This window comes from Tetzosporium hominis (assembly GCF_002265435.1).
Taxonomy (GTDB): Bacteria; Bacillota; Bacilli; order Bacillales_A; family Planococcaceae; genus Chryseomicrobium; species Chryseomicrobium hominis.
In genome coordinates this window covers 227,217-245,950 of the sequence record NZ_NOKQ01000220.1, presented here as the reverse complement: position 1 = coordinate 245,950, position 18,734 = coordinate 227,217, and the positions used below count along the sequence as shown (strand labels likewise).

Sequence of the window (18,734 nt, the reverse complement as noted above, 5' to 3'; positions counted from 1 at the left end):
GTCATCCTTCTTGTAAAGTCAATTTATCTCCATCCTGTGGATGAGTGTCGTCATCGTCTGTGGAAAACCACTTGTTCCACAACATGACAAAAAATGATTTCGGCTGTTCGACATCTTGCTCTTTGTAACAGCTATTTTTCACGAGAATACACCAAAAGTTATCTCCTCGTCCATCTTCAAGTTGCCAGTCTTTACTTGGATACATTCCTTGTGGAGCTACAGAAAACCCGATTCGTTTCGGAGGATACAACGCATCTTCTGTCTGATTCAGCGTAATTTCCTGTACCTGCAGTTGTTGTGTGAACTGCATTTTTTCAAGCTGCGCCTGTTCTGAATTGTTGGCCGCCTTCACTCGCATGCGTTCTTCGCCTTCGTGCTCGCCACCTGCTACTAACATTACCACCATTAAAGCTAATACGAGCCACAGTAGTTGCTCCACTGCATCCAATTGTTTTAAACGTTTTTGAAAATGAGTCATCCCGATTCCTCCCTTCGAAATCAGCATGACCCATTCTCTAGTACTCTATTCATAAAGTTGCAAAAACCATTCGGTCGCGTCCATTTAAGTCTTGTACCACTTCGACCGTTGCCTTTGGTAACGCTGCCTCCAGAAAACCTTTGACTGCTGGGCCTTGCAAATAGCCAATCTCAAATGCGACAAGAGCACGTTCAGCAAGAAGCTCTGGTAACTTCTCTATCATCTTTTTATAGAAATACAGACCGTCCTCTTCAGCAAATAACGCAAGATGCGGCTCGTGATCGAGCACGACGTCGTTCATTTGTTGCTTTTCCACGTCGGCAATATACGGAGGATTCGAGACAAAAATGTCCCATTTCTTTCCTTTGATAGGAGCCGTCATATCACCTTCTAAAAACGTAACGTCTGCTTGAAGATTCGTAGCGTTTTGCTTGGCCACTTGAATTGCTTCCCGCGAGATATCCACTGTCGTGACGTCTGCTTCCGGAAGCTCACATTTCAGTGTAATCGCGATGCAGCCTGAGCCTGTTCCTATATCAACGATTCGAACTGACTTAGCGCCAAATATCTCTTCTTTCCGGCGAAGGATCTGTTCAATTAGTTCCTCTGTCTCTGGTCTTGGAATCAACACATCAGGAGTCACTTGGAACGGGCGTCCGTAAAATTCAGCGAACCCACTGACGTATTGATACGGTGTCCCCTCTGCGATTTTGTGAACCCCCGCGACAAAGCGTTCCATGAATTCTTCAGTAAGCGGGTCGAACTGCTTCATCATCAAGTCTGAAGACGACCAACCGAGAAGGTCCTGCAGATAAAATTTCGCAGCCATCGGTTCTCGCGCATTATCCTGTAAATACGAAGAAGCCCATGAAAGGGCCTCTTGTACGTGCTTAAATTGTGCTTTCATTCATCTTGTCCATCTTTTCTGCTTGGTCTTCGATAATAAGCGCTTCGATGACTTCATCCAACTTGCCTTCCATGATCTGGTCGAGCTTTTGGATCGTCAACCCGATGCGGTGGTCCGTCACGCGGTTCTGCGGGAAGTTGTACGTACGGATTCGCTCCGAACGGTCTCCTGTCCCAACAGCTGATTTACGAACGGCATCATACTCCGCTTGCGCTTCTTGGCGGTATTTGTCTGCAACACGCGCGCGAAGAACTTTCATCGCTTTTTCTTTGTTCTTGATCTGGGATTTCTCATCTTGACACGTAACTACAGTGTTTGTAGGAATGTGTGTCAAACGAACTGCTGACATCGTCGTGTTAACGGACTGTCCGCCGGCACCTGAAGAAGCATATGCATCAAAGCGAATGTCTTTGTCATGAATTTCGACGTCGACTTCTTCAACTTCAGGAAGACACGCGACTGTTGCCGTAGACGTATGAATACGTCCACCAGACTCTGTCTCAGGGACACGTTGCACGCGGTGTGCACCGTTTTCATATTTCAACTTCGAATAAGCACCGTTCCCTGCAATCATGAAGACGACTTCTTTGTAGCCGCCAAGACCTGTTGGTGACGAGTCCATGACGTCGATTTTCCAGCCATTTGTCTCTGCATAGCGGCTGTACATACGGAATAGACTGCCCGCAAATAGTGCAGCCTCGTCTCCACCTGCTGCTCCTCGGATCTCCATGATGACGTTTTTGTCATCGTTCGGATCTTTCGGAATCAGTAAGATGTGTAGACGTTCTTCTAACGCTTCGATTTGTTTTTCTAGGTCATTGACTTCTTCTTTGACCATTTCTTTCATTTCTGCGTCCAACTTGTCTTCTAGCATTTCTTTAGCTTCTGCAAGTTGTTCTTTCGCTGCTTTGTACTCACGGTAAGCATCGACCGTTTCTTGCAGGTCGGACTGTTCTTTTGAGTACTGGCGAAGTTTGTTAGTATCGTTGACGATATCCGGATCAGACAGCATTTCATTCAGCTTGTCGTAGCGGTCTTCAACGGCTTGTAAGCGATCAAACATAGGGGCACCTCCTGGGTGTGATTTTATAGTAATAGTTATAAAAGTAATCGAGTTGCGCCTCCTAGAAATACACACCAAATGACATCGCAACCGATGAGGCAAAGGGCGCCTCCCCGGTCACGCTGACATTTAGCGGAATTTCTAAACAGTCGGCTTCACATCTAGAGTAATCGAGTTGCGAACGCCAGAAATCCCCACAAAAATCATTCACCCCAACCGAGGCAAAGAGCGCCTCAATTGGGGCGCCTGATTTTTATGAAATTTCTTGAGCGGCGTTCTCCACATCTAAAACTAAAGTGGCGGATTAGCGTGACATTTGCGGCAGACTGGGTAGTAGCTGTCGTTGCCACCGATGACAATTTGAGCACCCGTGCGAACGGGTTTCTTATTTTCATCTACACGAAGGTTCATCGTCGCTTTGCGGTGACAGAACCAGCAGATAGTCTTCATTTCTTCTATTTTATCGGCGTAGGTCAACATGTAGCGGCTTCCTTCAAACAGCTCGTTCATGAAGTCATTCTTCAGCCCAAAGCCCATGACCGGAATGTTAAGCTCATCGACGATTTGCGTCAATTGAAGCACGTGTTCTTTGCTGATGAACTGCACTTCGTCGATCAACACACAGTAGATCCGCTCGTTTTGATTTTTGACATAATCGAACAGATTGGTATCGTCATACACCGGAATCGCTTGGCGTTTGAGTCCAATACGGCTTGCGACCGTTCCAACTTCGTCACGTGTGTCGATAGCTGGTGTGAAGATGATGACCGGTTTGTTTTGTTCTTCATAGTTGTGTGCAACTTTAAGGATTTCTATAGACTTCCCGCTGTTCATTGCACCGTGTTTGAAAAATAGCTGTGCCATGTAGTTACCCCTTTTACATAGTGTCATATATCGAATTAGTGAGTTTTAGGTGAGTGTGTTTTGCATCTAGGTGGAATCGAGCTACGAACGCCAGAAATCCCCGCAAAAATCAGTCGCAACCATAGAGGCGAAAAGAGCCTCTATGGTCACGCCTGATTTTTACAAGATTTCTAGAGCGGCGTTCTCCGCATCTAAGGTCTAAAAAAAACACCTGTAAGGCAAGTGCCCCACAGGTATTTAGGTTCTTAGTTTTGTTGCTCTTCTTTAAGACCGTATTTTTTGTTGAAGCGATCAACACGACCATCCGCTGCTGCGAATTTCTGACGTCCTGTGTAGAATGGGTGACACTCGCTGCAGAACTCGACGTTGATGTTTTCTTTTACAGAACCCGTTTTGAATGAGTTTCCACATGAACAAGTTACTGTTGCTTCTTTGTAGTCTGGATGAATTCCTGATTTCATCTAATTTCTCTCCTCTCGCCCTGAACCATCTGGAACAGAGTTGGTTATGAAAAACTGATACCTTACATGGCCCGGTTGTGTCAGCCACATATGTAACAGAAATAGTAAAACTTACAACGTATAGAATACCATGTATTGGACCTAAATTCAAGTAGTTCGTTTGAAAAAAATCAGCTTACAACGATGCTTTTTTGGACTTGTGTGCCTTCATTTCTTCCGCTAATTGCTGGAAGAATGCATCGTTGTCTTTCGTCTGTTTCAGCTTGCGCATGAAACGCTCTGTGAAGTCTGGAGAATCCGAGAATGTCTTGCGAATCGCCCATAACTTGTCGAGTTGCTCTTTCGGAATAAGAAGCTCTTCTTTTCGAGTCCCTGAACGGCGGATATCGAGTGCTGGGAAGATACGACGCTCTGCCAGCTGACGATCCAAGTGAAGCTCTAAGTTTCCTGTTCCTTTGAATTCCTCATAGATGACTTCATCCATACGAGAACCCGTTTCGACTAAAGCAGTAGCTAGAATCGTCAAGCTACCGCCTTCTTCGATGTTCCGAGCAGCTCCGAAGAAACGCTTTGGACGGTGGAACGCTGCTGGGTCGATACCACCAGATAACGTACGGCCGCTTGGTGGAATAACCAAGTTGTAAGCACGTGCAAGACGTGAGATCGAGTCCATTAAGATAATCACGTCGCGCTTGTGTTCAACTAGACGCATCGCACGTTCCAGAACAAGCTCCGTCACTTTCACGTGGTTTTCAGGGACTTCATCGAACGTCGAGCTGACCACATCTGCTTTTACAGAGCGCTCGATGTCCGTTACTTCCTCTGGACGCTCGTCGATCAATAGAACAATTAGCTCTGCGTCAGGGTGATTCGTTGTGATCGCATTTGCCACTTCTTTTAAAAGCATCGTCTTCCCGGCTTTTGGAGGAGCCACGATTAAACCACGCTGACCGAAACCGACTGGTGCGACAAGGTCCATGATGCGTGTCGATAAACGCTCAGGTGTCGTCTCCAGCTTTAACTGACGATCCGGATATAGTGGTGTCAACGCTGGGAAGTGGACACGTTCTTTAGCTGTCTCTGGATCTTCTCCGTTCACTAGTTCTACGTGGAGGAGACCGTAGTAGCGTTCGCTTTCTTTAGGAGGACGAACTTTCCCTGTTACTTTGTCTCCGTTACGAAGGTCGAACCGACGGATTTGAGACGCCGAAATGTAGATATCTTCTGAGCTCGGCGAATAGTTGATCGGACGTAAGAAACCGAAGCCTTCAGACGAGATGATTTCCAGAACACCTTCCATGAAGAAGAAACCTTCTTGTTCCGCACGGGATTTCAAGATAGAGATGATGAGTTCTTTTTTCGTCAGTTTGCTGTACGAAGAAATTTTGTATTTTTTAGCGAGCTCATAGAGTTCTTTTAATGTCATATTTTCCAGTTCGTTCATTGTATGCTGGGTCATTTGGGCACCACACTCTTATTTATTTTTAGTATTGGGATTGCGTTTGTTTTGGAAGTTGGTAGGTTGAGAAGAGGTCTTGGTAGTGTGTCTACTAGGAGTCTGAACCTTCTTAGCGAAAAACGGGCTAAGCCCGTTTTTCATGTAAGAAGTCTACAAATTATAATACAAGATTCGGCTTTTTCTTCAAGCTGTGACGGCCTTCAATGAAGCGTACCGTCCCTGATTTTGCACGCATAACAATTGAATGCGTCTCTGCATAACCTGCTTTGAACTGGACGCCGCGCATCAATTCTCCGTCTGTAACACCTGTTGCTGTGAAGATAGCGTCATCTCCACGAACAAGGTCTTCCATACGCAAGACTTTATTGACATCGAGGCCCATTTTGATGCAGCGCTCAAGCTCGCCTTCTTCGTGTGGCACTAAGCGTCCTTGGATTTCTCCGCCAAGACACTTCAGACCGACAGCAGCGATAACACCTTCTGGTGCGCCGCCCATTCCGAAGAGGATATCGACACCGGTTTCGTCAAATGCCGTATTGATGGCACCAGCTACGTCTCCGTCGTTGATTAACTTGATGCGAGCACCTGAAGCACGGATCTCGTCAATGATCTGTTGGTGACGAGGGCGATTCAAGATTGTTGCCACTACGTCTTGAATATCTTTGTTTTTGGCACGAGCAACGGCCTTAAGGTTATCGATGACGGGTGCATCAATATCGACCATTCCGACAGCTTCTGGACCTACTGCTAGTTTGTCCATGTACATGTCCGGTGCATGAAGTAAGTTGCCACGGTCTGCGATTGCAAGAACCGCTAACGCGTTCCAACCACCTGAAGCGACGATGTTCGTTCCTTCTAGTGGATCAACGGCCACATCTACTTGTGGTCCCCCGATACCGAGGCCCAATTTTTCACCGATATACAGCATCGGTGCTTCGTCCATCTCACCTTCACCGATAACGACGACACCTTCCATAGGAATTGTATCGAACACGGAGCGCATTGCCGTCGTTGCGGCATCGTCTGCCTCGATTTTCAAGCCGCGTCCCATCCAGCGTGCAGATGCAATTGCTGCCGCCTCTGTTACACGTACTAATTCCATTGATAAACTTCGTTCCATCGTTTCTCCTCCTGCCACGCGATTTCTAAACCTGTCTTATTGTACCATTACAGAGCGTTGTCTGCATTGGAAATTTCGACAGGTTCTAGAGTCACACGTCGAATATCCGCGCCCAGGGCTGTGAGTTTTTTGATCAACTTTCCATAGCCACGTTCGATATGGTAAATATCATGAATTTCAGTTTCACCGTCTGCAATCAGTCCCGCAAGTACTAATGCTGCCCCTGCACGCAAGTCACTAGCACGCACACTGGCTGCTTCTAGTGGAGTCGGCCCTTTGATGATAGCTGTGCTACCTTCTACGCGACCGTCCCCATTCATACGACGAAGCTCGTCGATCTGTTTGAAGCGAGCCGAATAGATCGTGTCCGTAATGACCGATGTACCATCAGCTTGCGTCATAAGGACCGTGAACGGCTGTTGAAGATCCGTTGCGAATCCTGGATACACGAGGGTCTTCACATCGACACTTTTCAGATGCTCAACACGTGGAATGAACAGTGAATCTTCACGTTCTTCTATGACAACGCCCATTTCTTGAAGCTTCGCAATAAGCGCTTCTAAGTGAAGTGGGATAACATTATCGATTTGAACACCGTCTCCGATTAAAGCAGCCATGATCATGAATGTACCGGCTTCAATGCGGTCGGGGATGATCGTATGGTTGGTCCCGTGCAAAGCATCGACACCTTCAATACGAATAATATTGGTACCAGCACCTTTGATGTTAGCTCCCATGTTCGAAAGGAGTGTAGCCACATCAATGATTTCTGGTTCTTTTGCTGCATTCTCAATAATCGTACGGCCTTTGGCACGTACGGCTGCTAGCATGATATTGATTGTTGCACCAACGCTGACGACGTCTAAGTAAACTTTCGTTCCTTCGAGCTGTTCAGCGCGCAAATAGATGGCTCCGTGTTCATTCGATACTTTAGCACCTAAAGCTTCGAAGCCTTTGATATGCTGATCGATTGGACGGGGACCTAAATGACAGCCTCCTGGGAGACCGATAGCCGCGTGACCAAACTTTCCGAGCATAGCGCCCATCAAGTAGTACGAAGCACGTAGTTTTTTAATGTTACCGTTTGGTAATGCCATGTCTTCGACGTGTGTCGGATCAACTGTCATCGTGCCATTTTCAAATGTCACTTTAGCTCCGACTTCTTCCAAAATTTCTTTTAAGATATACACGTCTGCAATTTCCGGGAGACCTTCGATAGTAACAGGTGAATCTGCTAAAAGGGTTGCGGGGATAAGTGCTACCGCGCTGTTCTTTGCACCACTGACTTTGATGGTCCCTTTTAACCGATTGCCGCCTTTGATTTTATATACATCCATAGGGGCACCTACTTCGCTTGGCGATTGTTCCAGTCGCTCAAGAATGCTTCAATCCCTTTGTCAGTCAGTGGGTGGTTGAAGAGCTGTTGCAACACTTTAAATGGTGTTGTTGAAATGTGCGCACCGTTTAATGCCGCATCCGTGATGTGTTGTGGATGACGGATTGACGCTGCGATGATTTCTGTATCGATGTCATGGATTGTGAAAATGTCTGCAATCTTCGCAATCAATTCCATTCCGTCATGACCGATATCGTCAAGACGACCTAAGAATGGCGATACATATGTAGCACCTGCACGAGCTGCTAGTAGTGCTTGGTTCGCACTGAAGATCAATGTCACGTTCGTTTTGATGCCTTCTGCACGGAAAACAGAACATGCTTTTAAGCCTTCCGGAGTCATTGGAAGTTTTACAGTGATATTTGGTGCGATAGCTGCTAGTTCGCGACCTTCTTTGATCATGCCTTCTGCATCTAATGAAATAACTTCTGCAGAAACTGAACCGTCAACAAGCGCTGTGATTTCACGCAGGCGATCATGGAACGAGATGTTTTCTTTTGCTACTAAAGACGGGTTTGTTGTAACGCCGTCAATGATGCCCCAAGAGTGGGTTTCTTTGATTTCTTCAAAGTTTGCTGTGTCGATAAAAAATTTCATGATAAAGTTCCTCCAATTAGTGAAATGGGAGAAGCACTAAAGGCTTCTCCCGTAGATAGTTTATTACGCTTGGCCTGAGCTGCCGAATTCACGCATTTTTGCTTTCACCGTTTCACGGATCGCATCGCGCATTGGCGTCAAGTATTTACGTGGGTCATACTCTTCTGCGTCTTTGTTTAAGAAGTCGCGAACTGCTTTTGTCCCGGCAATTTGGTTTTCAGTGTTAACGTTGATTTTCGAAGTACCTAATGAAATCGCACGTTTGATATCTTTTGTTGGAATCCCTGTACCGCCGTGAAGTACTAGTGGAAGGTCCGCAAGTTTTGAGATTTCTTCCATCTCTGCGAAGCCAAGGTTTGGTTCGCCTTTATACGGACCGTGAACAGAACCAAGTGCAGGTGCTAGGAAGTCAATGTTTGTGCGCTTCACAAGCTCTTCACACTCTTTAGGGTCTGCGTAGATGACGCCGTCAGCTACTACGTCGTCTTCTTGACCGCCAACTGTGCCAAGCTCCGCTTCAACTGAAACACCTTTAGAATGTGCATAGTCAACGACTTGTTTTGTTGTTTCTACGTTTTCTTCAAATGGATGGTGAGACGCATCGATCATAACTGATGTAAAACCAGCGTCAATCGCTTCTTTACATTTGTCAAAGCTTGATCCATGGTCTAGGTGAATTGCGACTGGTACTGTTGTACCGAAGTCCATCATTAATCCTTTCACCATATGTACCACAGTGTTAAAGCCGCCCATATAGCGTGCTGCACCTTCAGATACACCTAGGATGACTGGTGATTTTTCTTCTTCAGCAGCTTGCAGGATTGCTTGTGTATATTCAAGGTTGTTAATGTTAAATTGCCCAACTGCATAGCCCTCACGTTTGCCTTTTTCAAGCATATCTTTCATTGATTCTAATGCCATGAATGGACCTCCTCTAAATGGTGATAGCTGTAATTTAGGGTGACCTGCTATCTATCCTTCAGTGTACCAAAAAAGGACGGGGTTTTCCACACCCGCCCTTTCTCTCAAATCTTAAGATGCTTGAAGCTGTTCGATGACCGCACTACGGACCTCAAAAATATCGAATGGCTTTGTGAAATAAAGAGACGCCCCAAGTCCCTTTGCCTCCTCAATCAGATTGAGTTCGCCATAAGCTGTCATCATCATGATGGGAACCTCGGGTTGCTCGCGTTTCATATGTTTCAAAATCTCGATGCCATTCATGCCAGGAATCTTCATGTCCAATAGGACCCCATCTACCTTCTGCGCACGAAACATCTCGAGCGCCTCTTCCCCATTTGCAGCAATAGAAACCGTATATCCTGATTGCTCGAAAACTTCCTGCAACAACATGCGAATCCCCATTTGATCATCGACGATCAGTAAATGCGTCACCCGTCCCATCTCCTCTTGTTCCCGAAATATTCGAATCTCTCATTTCCTCATTATCCATCTCTTGGTAGTTTATTTCAATCTTTTTCCTATAAAACATTTCGACAAAGTTGCGTGACCAAACGACTGTTTGTATACTGTGTCTTGAGGTGAACGACCATATGAAAATGTTAACGACTCAATTAGTGGGTCTCTTGCAACGAATTGCGACTTCTCAAGAAGAGGCCATTGAAGAAACGGCACGTTTAGTCGCTCAAGCTGCTGTAGGCGAAGGTAAGATCTATTTTGCTGCTTTTGGCGAAATGGAAGCCGTTTATGCGAACGCAGAAGCATCCGGACTGTTCCCACGACTGGCTCGCTGGACGAAAGAAACGGAGGTAACTTCTGCAGACCGCGTGTTGATTCTCACTCCATCTGCTGCTAATGAAGAGGCTCTCCAACTTGCGAAAGAACTAAGCGACGCCTTCATCCCGTTCAGTGCTGTAGCACCAGAGAAACACACGGAAGACAATGCACTTGCAGAGCTTGCGTATACGTATGTGGCGCTAGGTTTCAATAAAGGGCTGCTTCCAACAGATACGGGCGAACGGATCGTCTTACCTTACGCTCTCGCTGCTCTCTTTGTATATGAAGCCATCCTTATGGCCGTTCGTGAGATGACGGACGAGGACGAAGAATAAAGAAAAGGTCGACGAGTAGTGAACTCGCCGACCTTTTTTGTATTACTTCGCGTCGCGTGCTTCCACCGAAGCTTTAATGAATTCACGGAACAACGGCTGTGGACGCGTTGGACGTGAAACAAACTCTGGGTGGAACTGAGAAGCTAAGAAGAACGGGTGATCCGGAAGCTCGATGATCTCTACTAGACGACCATCTGGGCTTGTTCCAGAGAACACAAATCCTTGGTTCTCGAAATCTTCACGGAACTCGTTATTGAACTCGTAACGGTGACGGTGACGCTCGTATACTAAATCTTCGCCATAAGCTTCACGAGCTTTAGTACCTGGCTTCAACTTACATGGATACAATCCAAGGCGTAATGTACCACCAAGGTCCTCCACGTCTTTTTGTTCTGGTAACAAATCGATGATCGCGTGATTTGTTTCCGGGTTCAACTCAGTAGAGTGCGCGCCTTCTAATTTCAGGATAGAACGAGCGAACTCGACTGTTGCAAGCTGCATCCCTAGACAAATACCTAAGAATGGTACTTGGTTTTCACGAGCGAACTGAGTAGCCAAGATTTTCCCTTCGACTCCACGGTCTCCGAATCCACCAGGAACTAAGATTCCATCGACGTCAGAAAGCAATTCGTGTACGTTGCTGTCATTGAGGTGCTCTGCATTGATCCATTTGATTTCGATATCTGAATCGAATGTGTAGCCAGCGTGTTTCAATGCTTCTACAACTGAGATGTATGCATCAGGTAGCTCTACATATTTACCAACTAGACCAATTTTCACTTTGCCAGACAAGCCTTTTACAAGAGAGACAAGCTCTTTCCAGTCGCTCATGTCCGCTTCTTTGTTTTCTAGTTTGAAGTGGTCTAGAACGATCTGATCTAGATGCTGTTCTTGAAGGTGAAGTGGAATTTCGTATAGAGATTCTGCATCTAAAGCTTCGATGACTTCTTCAGGTTTGATGTCACAGAACAATGCAATCTTGTCTTTCATGTCTTGTGGAACTGGCGCTTCTGAACGCACCACGATAACGTTTGGTTGAATACCAAGTGAGCGTAATTCTTTTACAGAGTGTTGCGTCGGTTTTGTTTTCATTTCGCCTGCAGCACTGATGAATGGTAGCAATGTTACGTGGATATACATCACGTTTTCGCTACCAACGTCACGCTTCATTTGACGAATGGATTCTAGGAATGGAAGAGATTCGATATCCCCTACTGTTCCCCCGATTTCTGTAATGACGATATCTGCGTGTGTTTCACGAGCCGCGAGGTACAAGCGCTCTTTGATTTCGTTTGTAATGTGCGGGATGACTTGTACAGTACCGCCGTTGTAGTCGCCGCGACGTTCTTTGCGAAGAACCGAAGAGTAGACTTTCCCTGTAGTAATGTTTGAGTATTTGTTTAAGTTGATATCGATGAAACGCTCGTAGTGACCAAGATCTAGATCTGTCTCTGCGCCGTCATCTGTAACGAATACTTCCCCGTGCTGGTAAGGGCTCATTGTCCCTGGATCGATGTTGATGTATGGGTCAAACTTTTGGATCGTGATGTTGAGTCCGCGGTTTTTAAGTAGACGGCCCAGTGATGCTGCCGTGATCCCTTTACCAAGTGATGAAACTACGCCACCTGTTACGAAAATATATTTTGTCATGTGAAGTCCTCCTGATTTATAAATTGCCCGTACCGTGGCTGAAAATAAAAAAACAAAAAAGCGCCCTCCTGCTGCGGTGCAGGGGAGCGCATTATGCACATTGGATGTCGTCTCTTTTTTGAGAGCCCAGTTAAATCTTATAGCGATTCGCCAGGGAAGTCAAGAATGAAATTAGCGGTCTTCTTCTTCGTCCTCTAAATCTTCTTCGTCTTCGTCGTCTTCCACTTCAGCGTCAACCAGGTCAAATTCTTCGTCGTCTTCGTCTTCGATTAGGTCTTCGTCCACAGGAAGAAGCACTTCATCTTCGTCCTCATCGTCGTCGTCATCTTCGATCAATTCTTCAAGCTCTTCATCTTCATCATAAAGAAGCTCATCTTCGTCTTCTAGGATCTCTTCATCTTCGTCGACAACTTTGGCTTTCTTTTTACGGACTTTGACCGTTGGTGCAGACTCTTCTTCAATTGTGTCTACTGGGTACCACTCGCGTAGACCCCATTGGTATTCTGAAGTAGCCAAGAAGCGCCCATCGATGTTCATGTCTGTGTAGAATTGTAATTTCTTTTTTTCCATTTCTTCATCTGTATAGCCCGATACGTCTTGGATGGCTTGGAATAGATCTTGGAGCTCCAAAGCCTCGCGGCGGTCTGTTAAAATAGCGAATGCTAAGTTGATTAAGGATTCTTCTTGCAGCTGTTCTTTCGTCATATCACGAAAATTCATTCGGTCAACGTCCTTTCTATGTCCGTTTGCATACCTTTCATTGTACCCATTCTACAAAAATATTTCCACTATCTCTTCGTTCTTTTTTTGGATTTGATAATGTAGAACCACACGGCGAATAAAAAGAAAGCCAAAATCAGCAGCGGAATCGCTCCGATTTGATCGTTATAAACGAACGCTGTGATGAAGAGAAGAATTAGTACGATAAGCCAGACGATGAATTGTTTCATGGGTGGGCCTCCTTTGGCTATTAAAGTTATCGTACTATTTTGATAACGGGAGTGCAATCAGAAAAGTGGAAGGCGTTCGCTCAGAAATCTCGTAAAAATCAGGCGCGCCAATTGAGGCGCTCTTTGCCTCGGTTGGGGTGAATGGTTTTTGCGTGTATTTCTAACGCCTGCAACTGGACAATCAGAAAAGTGAGCAGCCTTGCTCAGAAACTGGCAAAGAGAAAAGGCGCCTGTCACCAGGCGCCCCACATCTAATAACTATCGAGTTGCGAACGCCAGAAATCCACATGAATTTCTGCTGAGAGCGCTCGGAAAAGACACGCTTATCTGTGGGAGTGGCCATCAGAATCCTCGCGGCATACCAAAGCTTGCGCTTTGGCCTCCGCTGTGGGTTCTTCAAACCACTCTGAAGCCACGGAACGCGTATCTTTTCCTTCACCCTCTCCATACTAATAGCTGCAAAGCATGTTGCGAAAAAGCGTGCCGTAGATCTTGGGGCTGTTTCCTGAAGGATCAGGTTGATGCCGGATATCACCCGTGTCGCTTCACCCGTGAAGCGATTGGGAAGATTCGGCGCGGCCCTTTTGGAAACAGCTCCAAGTCAGGCACGATTTTAGCATTTATAGAACAGCGTTCTCCACATCTAAAGATTACATGTTTCTACGATACTGCCCGCCCACTTCATAAAGAGCGTTCGTTATTTGGCCAAGACTTGCGACTTTAACCGTTTCCATTAACTCTTCGAAAATGTTGCCACCAGTTTTTGCGACGTCTTTCAAGCGAGCAAGTGCCGCTTCAGAAGCGTCTGCATGCGACTGTTGGAAGCTGCGTAGGTTGGTAATCTGTGTTTCTTTTTCTTCTTTTGAAGCACGTGCGATTTCCATGTTGTCAATGTCTTCTTCTGAAGCCGGGTTCGGGTTCAAATACGTGTTCACACCAATGATCGGAAGTTCGCCAGTGTGTTTCTTCATTTCGTAGTGCATGGATTCTTCTTGAATCTTACCGCGTTGGTACTGAGTTTCCATTGCACCTAGGACGCCGCCGCGATCGTTCATGCGGTCGAACTCTTGAAGCACCATTTCTTCGACTAGGTCTGTCAACTCTTCCACGATGAACGCTCCTTGAAGCGGGTTCTCGTTTTTTGACAGGCCGTGCTCTTTCGTGATGATCATTTGAATCGCCATCGCGCGACGAACGGATTCTTCTGTCGGTGTCGTGATTGCTTCGTCATAGGCATTCGTGTGAAGCGAGTTACAGTTGTCTTGCAGTGCCATCAAGGCTTGTAGCGTCGTGCGGATATCGTTGAAGTCGATTTCCTGAGCATGCAGGCTGCGACCAGATGTCTGAACGTGGTACTTCAGCTTCTGTGAACGCTCGTTTGCGCCGTATTTCTCGCGCATTGCAACTGCCCAGATGCGACGTGCTACGCGGCCGATGACCGTGTATTCTGGATCCAGACCGTTCGAGAAGAAGAACGACAAGTTCGGTGCGAAGTCGTCGATGTTCATGCCGCGGCTCAAGTAGTACTCGACATATGTGAAACCGTTCGATAACGTGAACGCGAGCTGAGAAATCGGGTTCGCTCCCGCTTCTGCGATATGGTAACCAGAAATCGATACCGAGTAGTAGTTGCGCACTTTGTGGTCGATGAAGTACTGCTGAATATCGCCCATCATACGAAGTGCAAACTCTGTTGAGAAAATACACGTGTTTTGACCTTGGTCTTCTTTCAAAATATCTGCCTGTACCGTTCCACGAACCACTTGTAGAGTTGCTTCGCGTACTTCAGTGAACTCTTCTACCGTCAATGTGCGGCCAAGCTCTTCTTCGCGCTTCTTCACTTGCTGGTCGATTGCCGTGTTCATGAACATCGCCAAAATAATCGGTGCCGGACCGTTGATTGTCATCGAGACTGAAGTCGATGGTGCACATAAGTCAAAGCCGTCATACAGCTTCTTCATGTCTTCTAGAGTACAGATGCTAACACCTGACTCTCCTACTTTCCCATAGATATCCGGACGGTGGTCTGGATCTTCTCCATAAAGTGTTACCGAGTCAAAAGCAGTCGATAGGCGTTTTGCCGTATCGTCTTTTGACAAGTAGTGGAAACGACGGTTTGTGCGTTCCGGTGTTCCTTCTCCAGCGAATTGACGCTTCGGATCTTCCCCTTCGCGTTTGAAAGGGAATACCCCAGCTGTGTAAGGGAACGAGCCCGGTACGTTTTCTTTATAAGCCCAGCGAAGGATCTCGCCGTAGTCTTTAAATTTTGGTAATGCGACTTTAGGAATCTTAAGTCCTGACAAGCTTTCCGTACGCAGAATCGTGCGGATCTCTTTGTCGCGAACTTTTGTAACGAACTCGTCACCAGAATACGCTTCTTTCAACGCTTCCCAGTTCTCTAAAATACGTTTTGATTCGGCATTCAATTCATTTTTTACGCCCTCAATTAGAGACTCTAACGAGTTTACTAGCGCTTCTTCGCTGCCTGCTTCTTTCACAGCTGCAAGTGCGCCTTCTAATTGGAACAAGCGACGGGCAAAGTTCACTTGTTGCTCCGTCTTCGCGTGGTAGCCACGAACTGTGTCCGTCAACTCACGCAGATAGTAACGGCGGTCATTCGGGATAATCACGTTCTGTTTTTGCGTTTTTGCGAATTCTTCGTATGATGTCAGCCACTCAGAACCTGTCACTTCATTGATTTTCGCAATGAGTGCCGCGAACAAAGAATTCGTCCCTTTGTCGTTGAACTGGCTTGCAATCGTTCCGTACACTGGCATTTTGTCTAGATCGTCGTTCCACAGCTCACGGCTGCGCTGGTACTGCTTCTGCACTTGGCGAAGGGCGTCTTCAGAGCCTTTGCGCTCAAACTTATTGATGACGATCAAATCTGCGAAGTCAATCATGTCAATTTTCTCAAGCTGAGAAGGTGCTCCGAACTCACTTGTCATGACATACATCGAAAGGTCTGAAATCGTTGTGATTTCCGCATCCCCTTGTCCGATTCCGCTCGTCTCGACGATGATCAAGTCGTACCCAGCCGCTTTCACGACATCAAGGACGTCTTTGATTGCGCCAGAAAGTTCCGTGCGAGACCCACGTGTAGCCAAAGAGCGCATGAAGACACGCTTGTTGAAAATGGCGTTCATGCGGATGCGGTCACCTAGAAGTGCCCCGCCTGTCTTTTGTTTCGTCGGATCGATTGATAAGATTGCCACGCGCTTGTCCGGAAATTCAGACAAGAAACGACGAATCAATTCGTCTGTTAGCGAGCTTTTCCCAGCTCCCCCTGTACCTGTGATACCAAGGACTGGCGTGCCTTTTGATTTGCCTTTTGCCGCTTCGATTAGCTGCTTCGCTTCTTCAGAACCTGTCAGCGTCGCTTCTTCCGCCACTGTGATCAGGCGAGCAAGTGTTTCAGGAGTTTCTACAGAAGTTGTCTCTAGCTTTGCAAGAGCTCCTTCTGTAGGAGTCGGCACGTCACATTCTTCGATCATGCGGTTGATCATGCCTTGAAGCCCGAGCTTACGCCCGTCTTCCGGAGAAAAGATGCCACTGATTCCATATGCATGCAGGTCTTTAATTTCTTTAGGTAGGATAACTCCTCCACCCCCGCCGTAGATGCGAATATGAGGAGCGCCTTTTTCTTCAAGTAGATCTTTCATGTATTTAAAGTATTCAACGTGTCCTCCCTGGTAAGACGAAATGGCAATACCTTGCGCATCCTCTTGGATGGCCGCATTGACGACTTCTTCGACCGAGCGGTTGTGACCGAGGTGAATAACCTCGACTCCGCTTGCTTGTAGTATTCGGCGCATGATGTTGATTGATGCGTCGTGGCCGTCAAAAAGACTCGATGCTGTCACAAAACGCACCGGGTTCGTCGGACGGTAAACTTCTACTTGTGTCGCTTGTACCACTTACAGTTCCCCCTTTGTTGTTGCCCCTAGACCGCGCAAGATGAATGCCACCTGCAGGTCCGTAAATTCATCGATTGAATAGTTTTTATGAAGTGCCCAGCGACGATACGCCCACATCTGCCCCTGTGTAAATATTGAGTGCGCATAAAGGTCAATCTCTCGTTCGCTCAAAGAGAGCGCCCCAGATTGGACACAGCTGTATAGAATATCCCGGAAGATTTCCGTCATCTCTTGTTCTTTTTGAAGAACGTAAGACAACGCCTCTTTCGGAAGCGACTTGGTTTCTTGATACATTACGACGAACTCGTCTTGCATATCGTTGATGACGCTATAGTAATAGCGGATCGCGGATACTAGTTCTTCGAGTGTGCCGTTTTTCGCACCGACAGATTCGATGCGTTCAAATACTTCATCATAGATGCTGTCACAGACGAGGTAGAGCACGTCTTCCTTCGTACGGATGTATTCATAGAGCGTGCCTATGCTGAATCCGGCTTGCTTGGCAATCTCCCGAGTAGTGGTGCGGTGGAAGCCCTTCTCTTTGAAGAGCCTGACCCCCGCTCCGATCATTTGCTGACGGCGCTTGGCAATCAGCTGTTCGTCTTTGACGGACGTTTTGACAAGGTGCTTGCCCTCAGTCATTTATTTTGTCAGATTACGCGAGATCACGAGACGTTGGATCTCTTGCGTACCTTCATAGATTTGTGTAATTTTCGCATCGCGCATGAAGCGTTCTACCGGATAGTCTTTCGTGTAGCCGTAACCACCGAAGACTTGAACTGCTTCTGTAGAGACTTTCATTGCTGTGTCTCCTGCCATGAGTTTCGCCATTGCAGATGCTTGACCATATGGTAAGTTGTTTGACTCAAGCCATGCTGCTTGATACGTCAACAGACGAGATGCTTCTGTTGCTGTTGCCATGTCTGCAAGTTTGAAGGAGATCCCTTGGTTCGCTGTGATTGGCTTGCCAAACTGAACGCGCTCTTTTGCATAACCGACAGCAGCGTCAAGTGCGCCTTGCGCGATACCGACCGCTTGTGCAGCGATTCCGTTACGACCGCCGTCCAAAGTTTTCATCGCGATGATGAAGCCTTGGCCTTCTTCGCCAAGCAAGTTCTCTTTTGGCACGCGGCAGTTGTCAAAGATAACTTCTGTCGTTGGTGATGAACGAATGCCGAGCTTCTTCTCTTTTTTCCCTACTGAGAATCCTGGTGTGCTTGCTTCTACAATGAATGCAGACGTTCCTTTGTGCTTCGATTCTGGATCTGTTACTGCGAATACGATATAGATGTCCGCAATCCCACCATTTGTGATGAAGATCTTAGAACCATTGATCACGTAGTCGTCGCCATCTAGCTTCGCAGTCGTTTTCATACCACCAGCATCAGATCCTGAGTTTGGCTCCGTTAAGCAGTAAGCGCCGATTTTCGAGCCTTCTGCCATTGGGCGAAGGAACTGTTGTTTTTGCTCTTCTGTACCGAACTTGAATACCGGCCAACCCGCTAGAGATGTGTGCGCTGAAAGCGTTACTCCCGTAGATGCACAGACGCGTGATAATTCTTCTACTGCGATTACGTATGCCAAGTAGTCCATTCCTGCTCCGCCGTACTCTTCCGGCCAAGGAATACCTGCAAGACCCAGTTCCGCCATTTGGTCAAAGATTTTACGGTCAAAGCTTTCATTTTCGTCACGTTCTGCAGCTGTTGGAGCCACTTCTTTTTCTGCGAAGTCGCGTACCATTTTACGAATCATTTCATGTTCTTCTGATAATTGAAAGTTCATTTCATTTCCCGCCTTTTG

General features: G+C 46.7%; 18 protein-coding genes. 1 reads left to right on the top strand and 17 read right to left on the bottom strand.

What is annotated here, in order from left to right:
* Position 1 precedes the first annotated feature (1 nt).
* The 11 genes from CF394_RS10850 to CF394_RS10800 form a co-directional block, all read right to left on the bottom strand.
* Complete coding sequence (locus CF394_RS10850) at positions 2-478, bottom strand: stage II sporulation protein R (protein WP_165767536.1); 477 nt, start codon at positions 476-478, stop codon at positions 2-4.
* A 49-nt stretch (positions 479-527) separates the two neighbouring features.
* Positions 528-1,385, bottom strand: a complete 858-nt coding sequence (gene prmC, locus CF394_RS10845) for a peptide chain release factor N(5)-glutamine methyltransferase (RefSeq protein WP_094943613.1) — start codon at positions 1,383-1,385, stop codon at positions 528-530.
* A complete protein-coding gene (prfA, locus tag CF394_RS10840) occupies positions 1,369-2,448 on the bottom strand; it encodes a peptide chain release factor 1 (protein WP_094943612.1) in 1,080 nt (359 codons plus the stop codon). Before prfA ends, prmC begins: the two co-directional genes overlap by 17 nt.
* 291 nt (positions 2,449-2,739) lie before the next feature.
* On the bottom strand, positions 2,740-3,312 hold the full coding sequence (locus CF394_RS10835) for a thymidine kinase (RefSeq protein ID WP_094943610.1): 573 nt from the start codon (positions 3,310-3,312) through the stop codon (positions 2,740-2,742).
* 245 nt (positions 3,313-3,557) lie between these two features.
* Positions 3,558-3,773 (bottom strand): 50S ribosomal protein L31, encoded by a 216-nt coding sequence (gene rpmE / locus CF394_RS10830; protein WP_094943609.1) that lies wholly within the window; start codon positions 3,771-3,773, stop codon positions 3,558-3,560.
* 175 nt (positions 3,774-3,948) lie between these two features.
* Positions 3,949-5,232 carry a transcription termination factor Rho gene (gene rho / locus CF394_RS10825; RefSeq protein ID WP_094943607.1) on the bottom strand — a complete coding sequence of 428 codons (1,284 nt, stop codon included), beginning with the start codon at positions 5,230-5,232 and terminating at the stop codon, positions 3,949-3,951.
* Positions 5,233-5,389: 157 nt separating this feature from the next.
* Positions 5,390-6,352, bottom strand: coding sequence for a class II fructose-bisphosphatase (glpX, locus tag CF394_RS10820; protein WP_094943606.1), 963 nt, complete (start codon positions 6,350-6,352; stop codon positions 5,390-5,392).
* Positions 6,353-6,399: 47 nt separating this feature from the next.
* On the bottom strand, positions 6,400-7,689 hold the full coding sequence (murA, locus tag CF394_RS10815; protein ID WP_094943605.1) for a UDP-N-acetylglucosamine 1-carboxyvinyltransferase: 1,290 nt from the start codon (positions 7,687-7,689) through the stop codon (positions 6,400-6,402).
* 8 nt (positions 7,690-7,697) lie between these two features.
* Complete coding sequence (gene fsa / locus CF394_RS10810; protein WP_094943603.1) at positions 7,698-8,345, bottom strand: fructose-6-phosphate aldolase; 648 nt, start codon at positions 8,343-8,345, stop codon at positions 7,698-7,700.
* Positions 8,346-8,408: 63 nt separating this feature from the next.
* Positions 8,409-9,266, bottom strand: coding sequence for a class II fructose-bisphosphate aldolase (locus CF394_RS10805; protein WP_094943602.1), 858 nt, complete (start codon positions 9,264-9,266; stop codon positions 8,409-8,411).
* Positions 9,267-9,377: 111 nt separating this feature from the next.
* A complete protein-coding gene (locus tag CF394_RS10800) occupies positions 9,378-9,740 on the bottom strand; it encodes a response regulator (protein WP_439332869.1) in 363 nt (120 codons plus the stop codon).
* Between the two features lie 158 nt (positions 9,741-9,898).
* Between CF394_RS10800 and CF394_RS10795 the strand changes: the two genes are divergently transcribed.
* Positions 9,899-10,417, top strand: a complete 519-nt coding sequence (locus CF394_RS10795; RefSeq protein WP_094943600.1) for a DUF2529 family protein — start codon at positions 9,899-9,901, stop codon at positions 10,415-10,417.
* Between the two features lie 42 nt (positions 10,418-10,459).
* Here the strand turns inward: CF394_RS10795 and pyrG are convergent, their stop codons facing one another.
* The 6 genes from pyrG to CF394_RS10765 all read right to left on the bottom strand — a co-directional run bounded on the left by pyrG (position 10,460) and on the right by CF394_RS10765 (position 18,716).
* Positions 10,460-12,067, bottom strand: coding sequence for a CTP synthase (gene pyrG, locus CF394_RS10790; RefSeq protein WP_094943599.1), 1,608 nt, complete (start codon positions 12,065-12,067; stop codon positions 10,460-10,462).
* Between the two features lie 171 nt (positions 12,068-12,238).
* The gene (gene rpoE, locus CF394_RS10785; RefSeq protein ID WP_094943598.1) at positions 12,239-12,787 is read right to left on the bottom strand and encodes a DNA-directed RNA polymerase subunit delta; all 549 of its coding nucleotides are present in this window, start codon (positions 12,785-12,787) and stop codon (positions 12,239-12,241) included.
* A gap of 68 nt (positions 12,788-12,855) precedes the next feature.
* Positions 12,856-13,017: a hypothetical protein gene (locus CF394_RS15810; protein ID WP_165767535.1), complete on the bottom strand. Its 162-nt coding sequence runs from the start codon at positions 13,015-13,017 to the stop codon at positions 12,856-12,858.
* Between the two features lie 650 nt (positions 13,018-13,667).
* Complete coding sequence (icmF, locus tag CF394_RS10775; protein ID WP_094943595.1) at positions 13,668-16,934, bottom strand: fused isobutyryl-CoA mutase/GTPase IcmF; 3,267 nt, start codon at positions 16,932-16,934, stop codon at positions 13,668-13,670.
* A complete protein-coding gene (locus tag CF394_RS10770) occupies positions 16,935-17,576 on the bottom strand; it encodes a TetR/AcrR family transcriptional regulator (protein ID WP_094943594.1) in 642 nt (213 codons plus the stop codon).
* Entirely contained in the window at positions 17,577-18,716 is a 1,140-nt protein-coding gene (locus tag CF394_RS10765) for an acyl-CoA dehydrogenase (RefSeq protein ID WP_094943592.1), read from the bottom strand. It abuts the gene before it with no gap.
* Positions 18,717-18,734 lie beyond the last annotated feature (18 nt).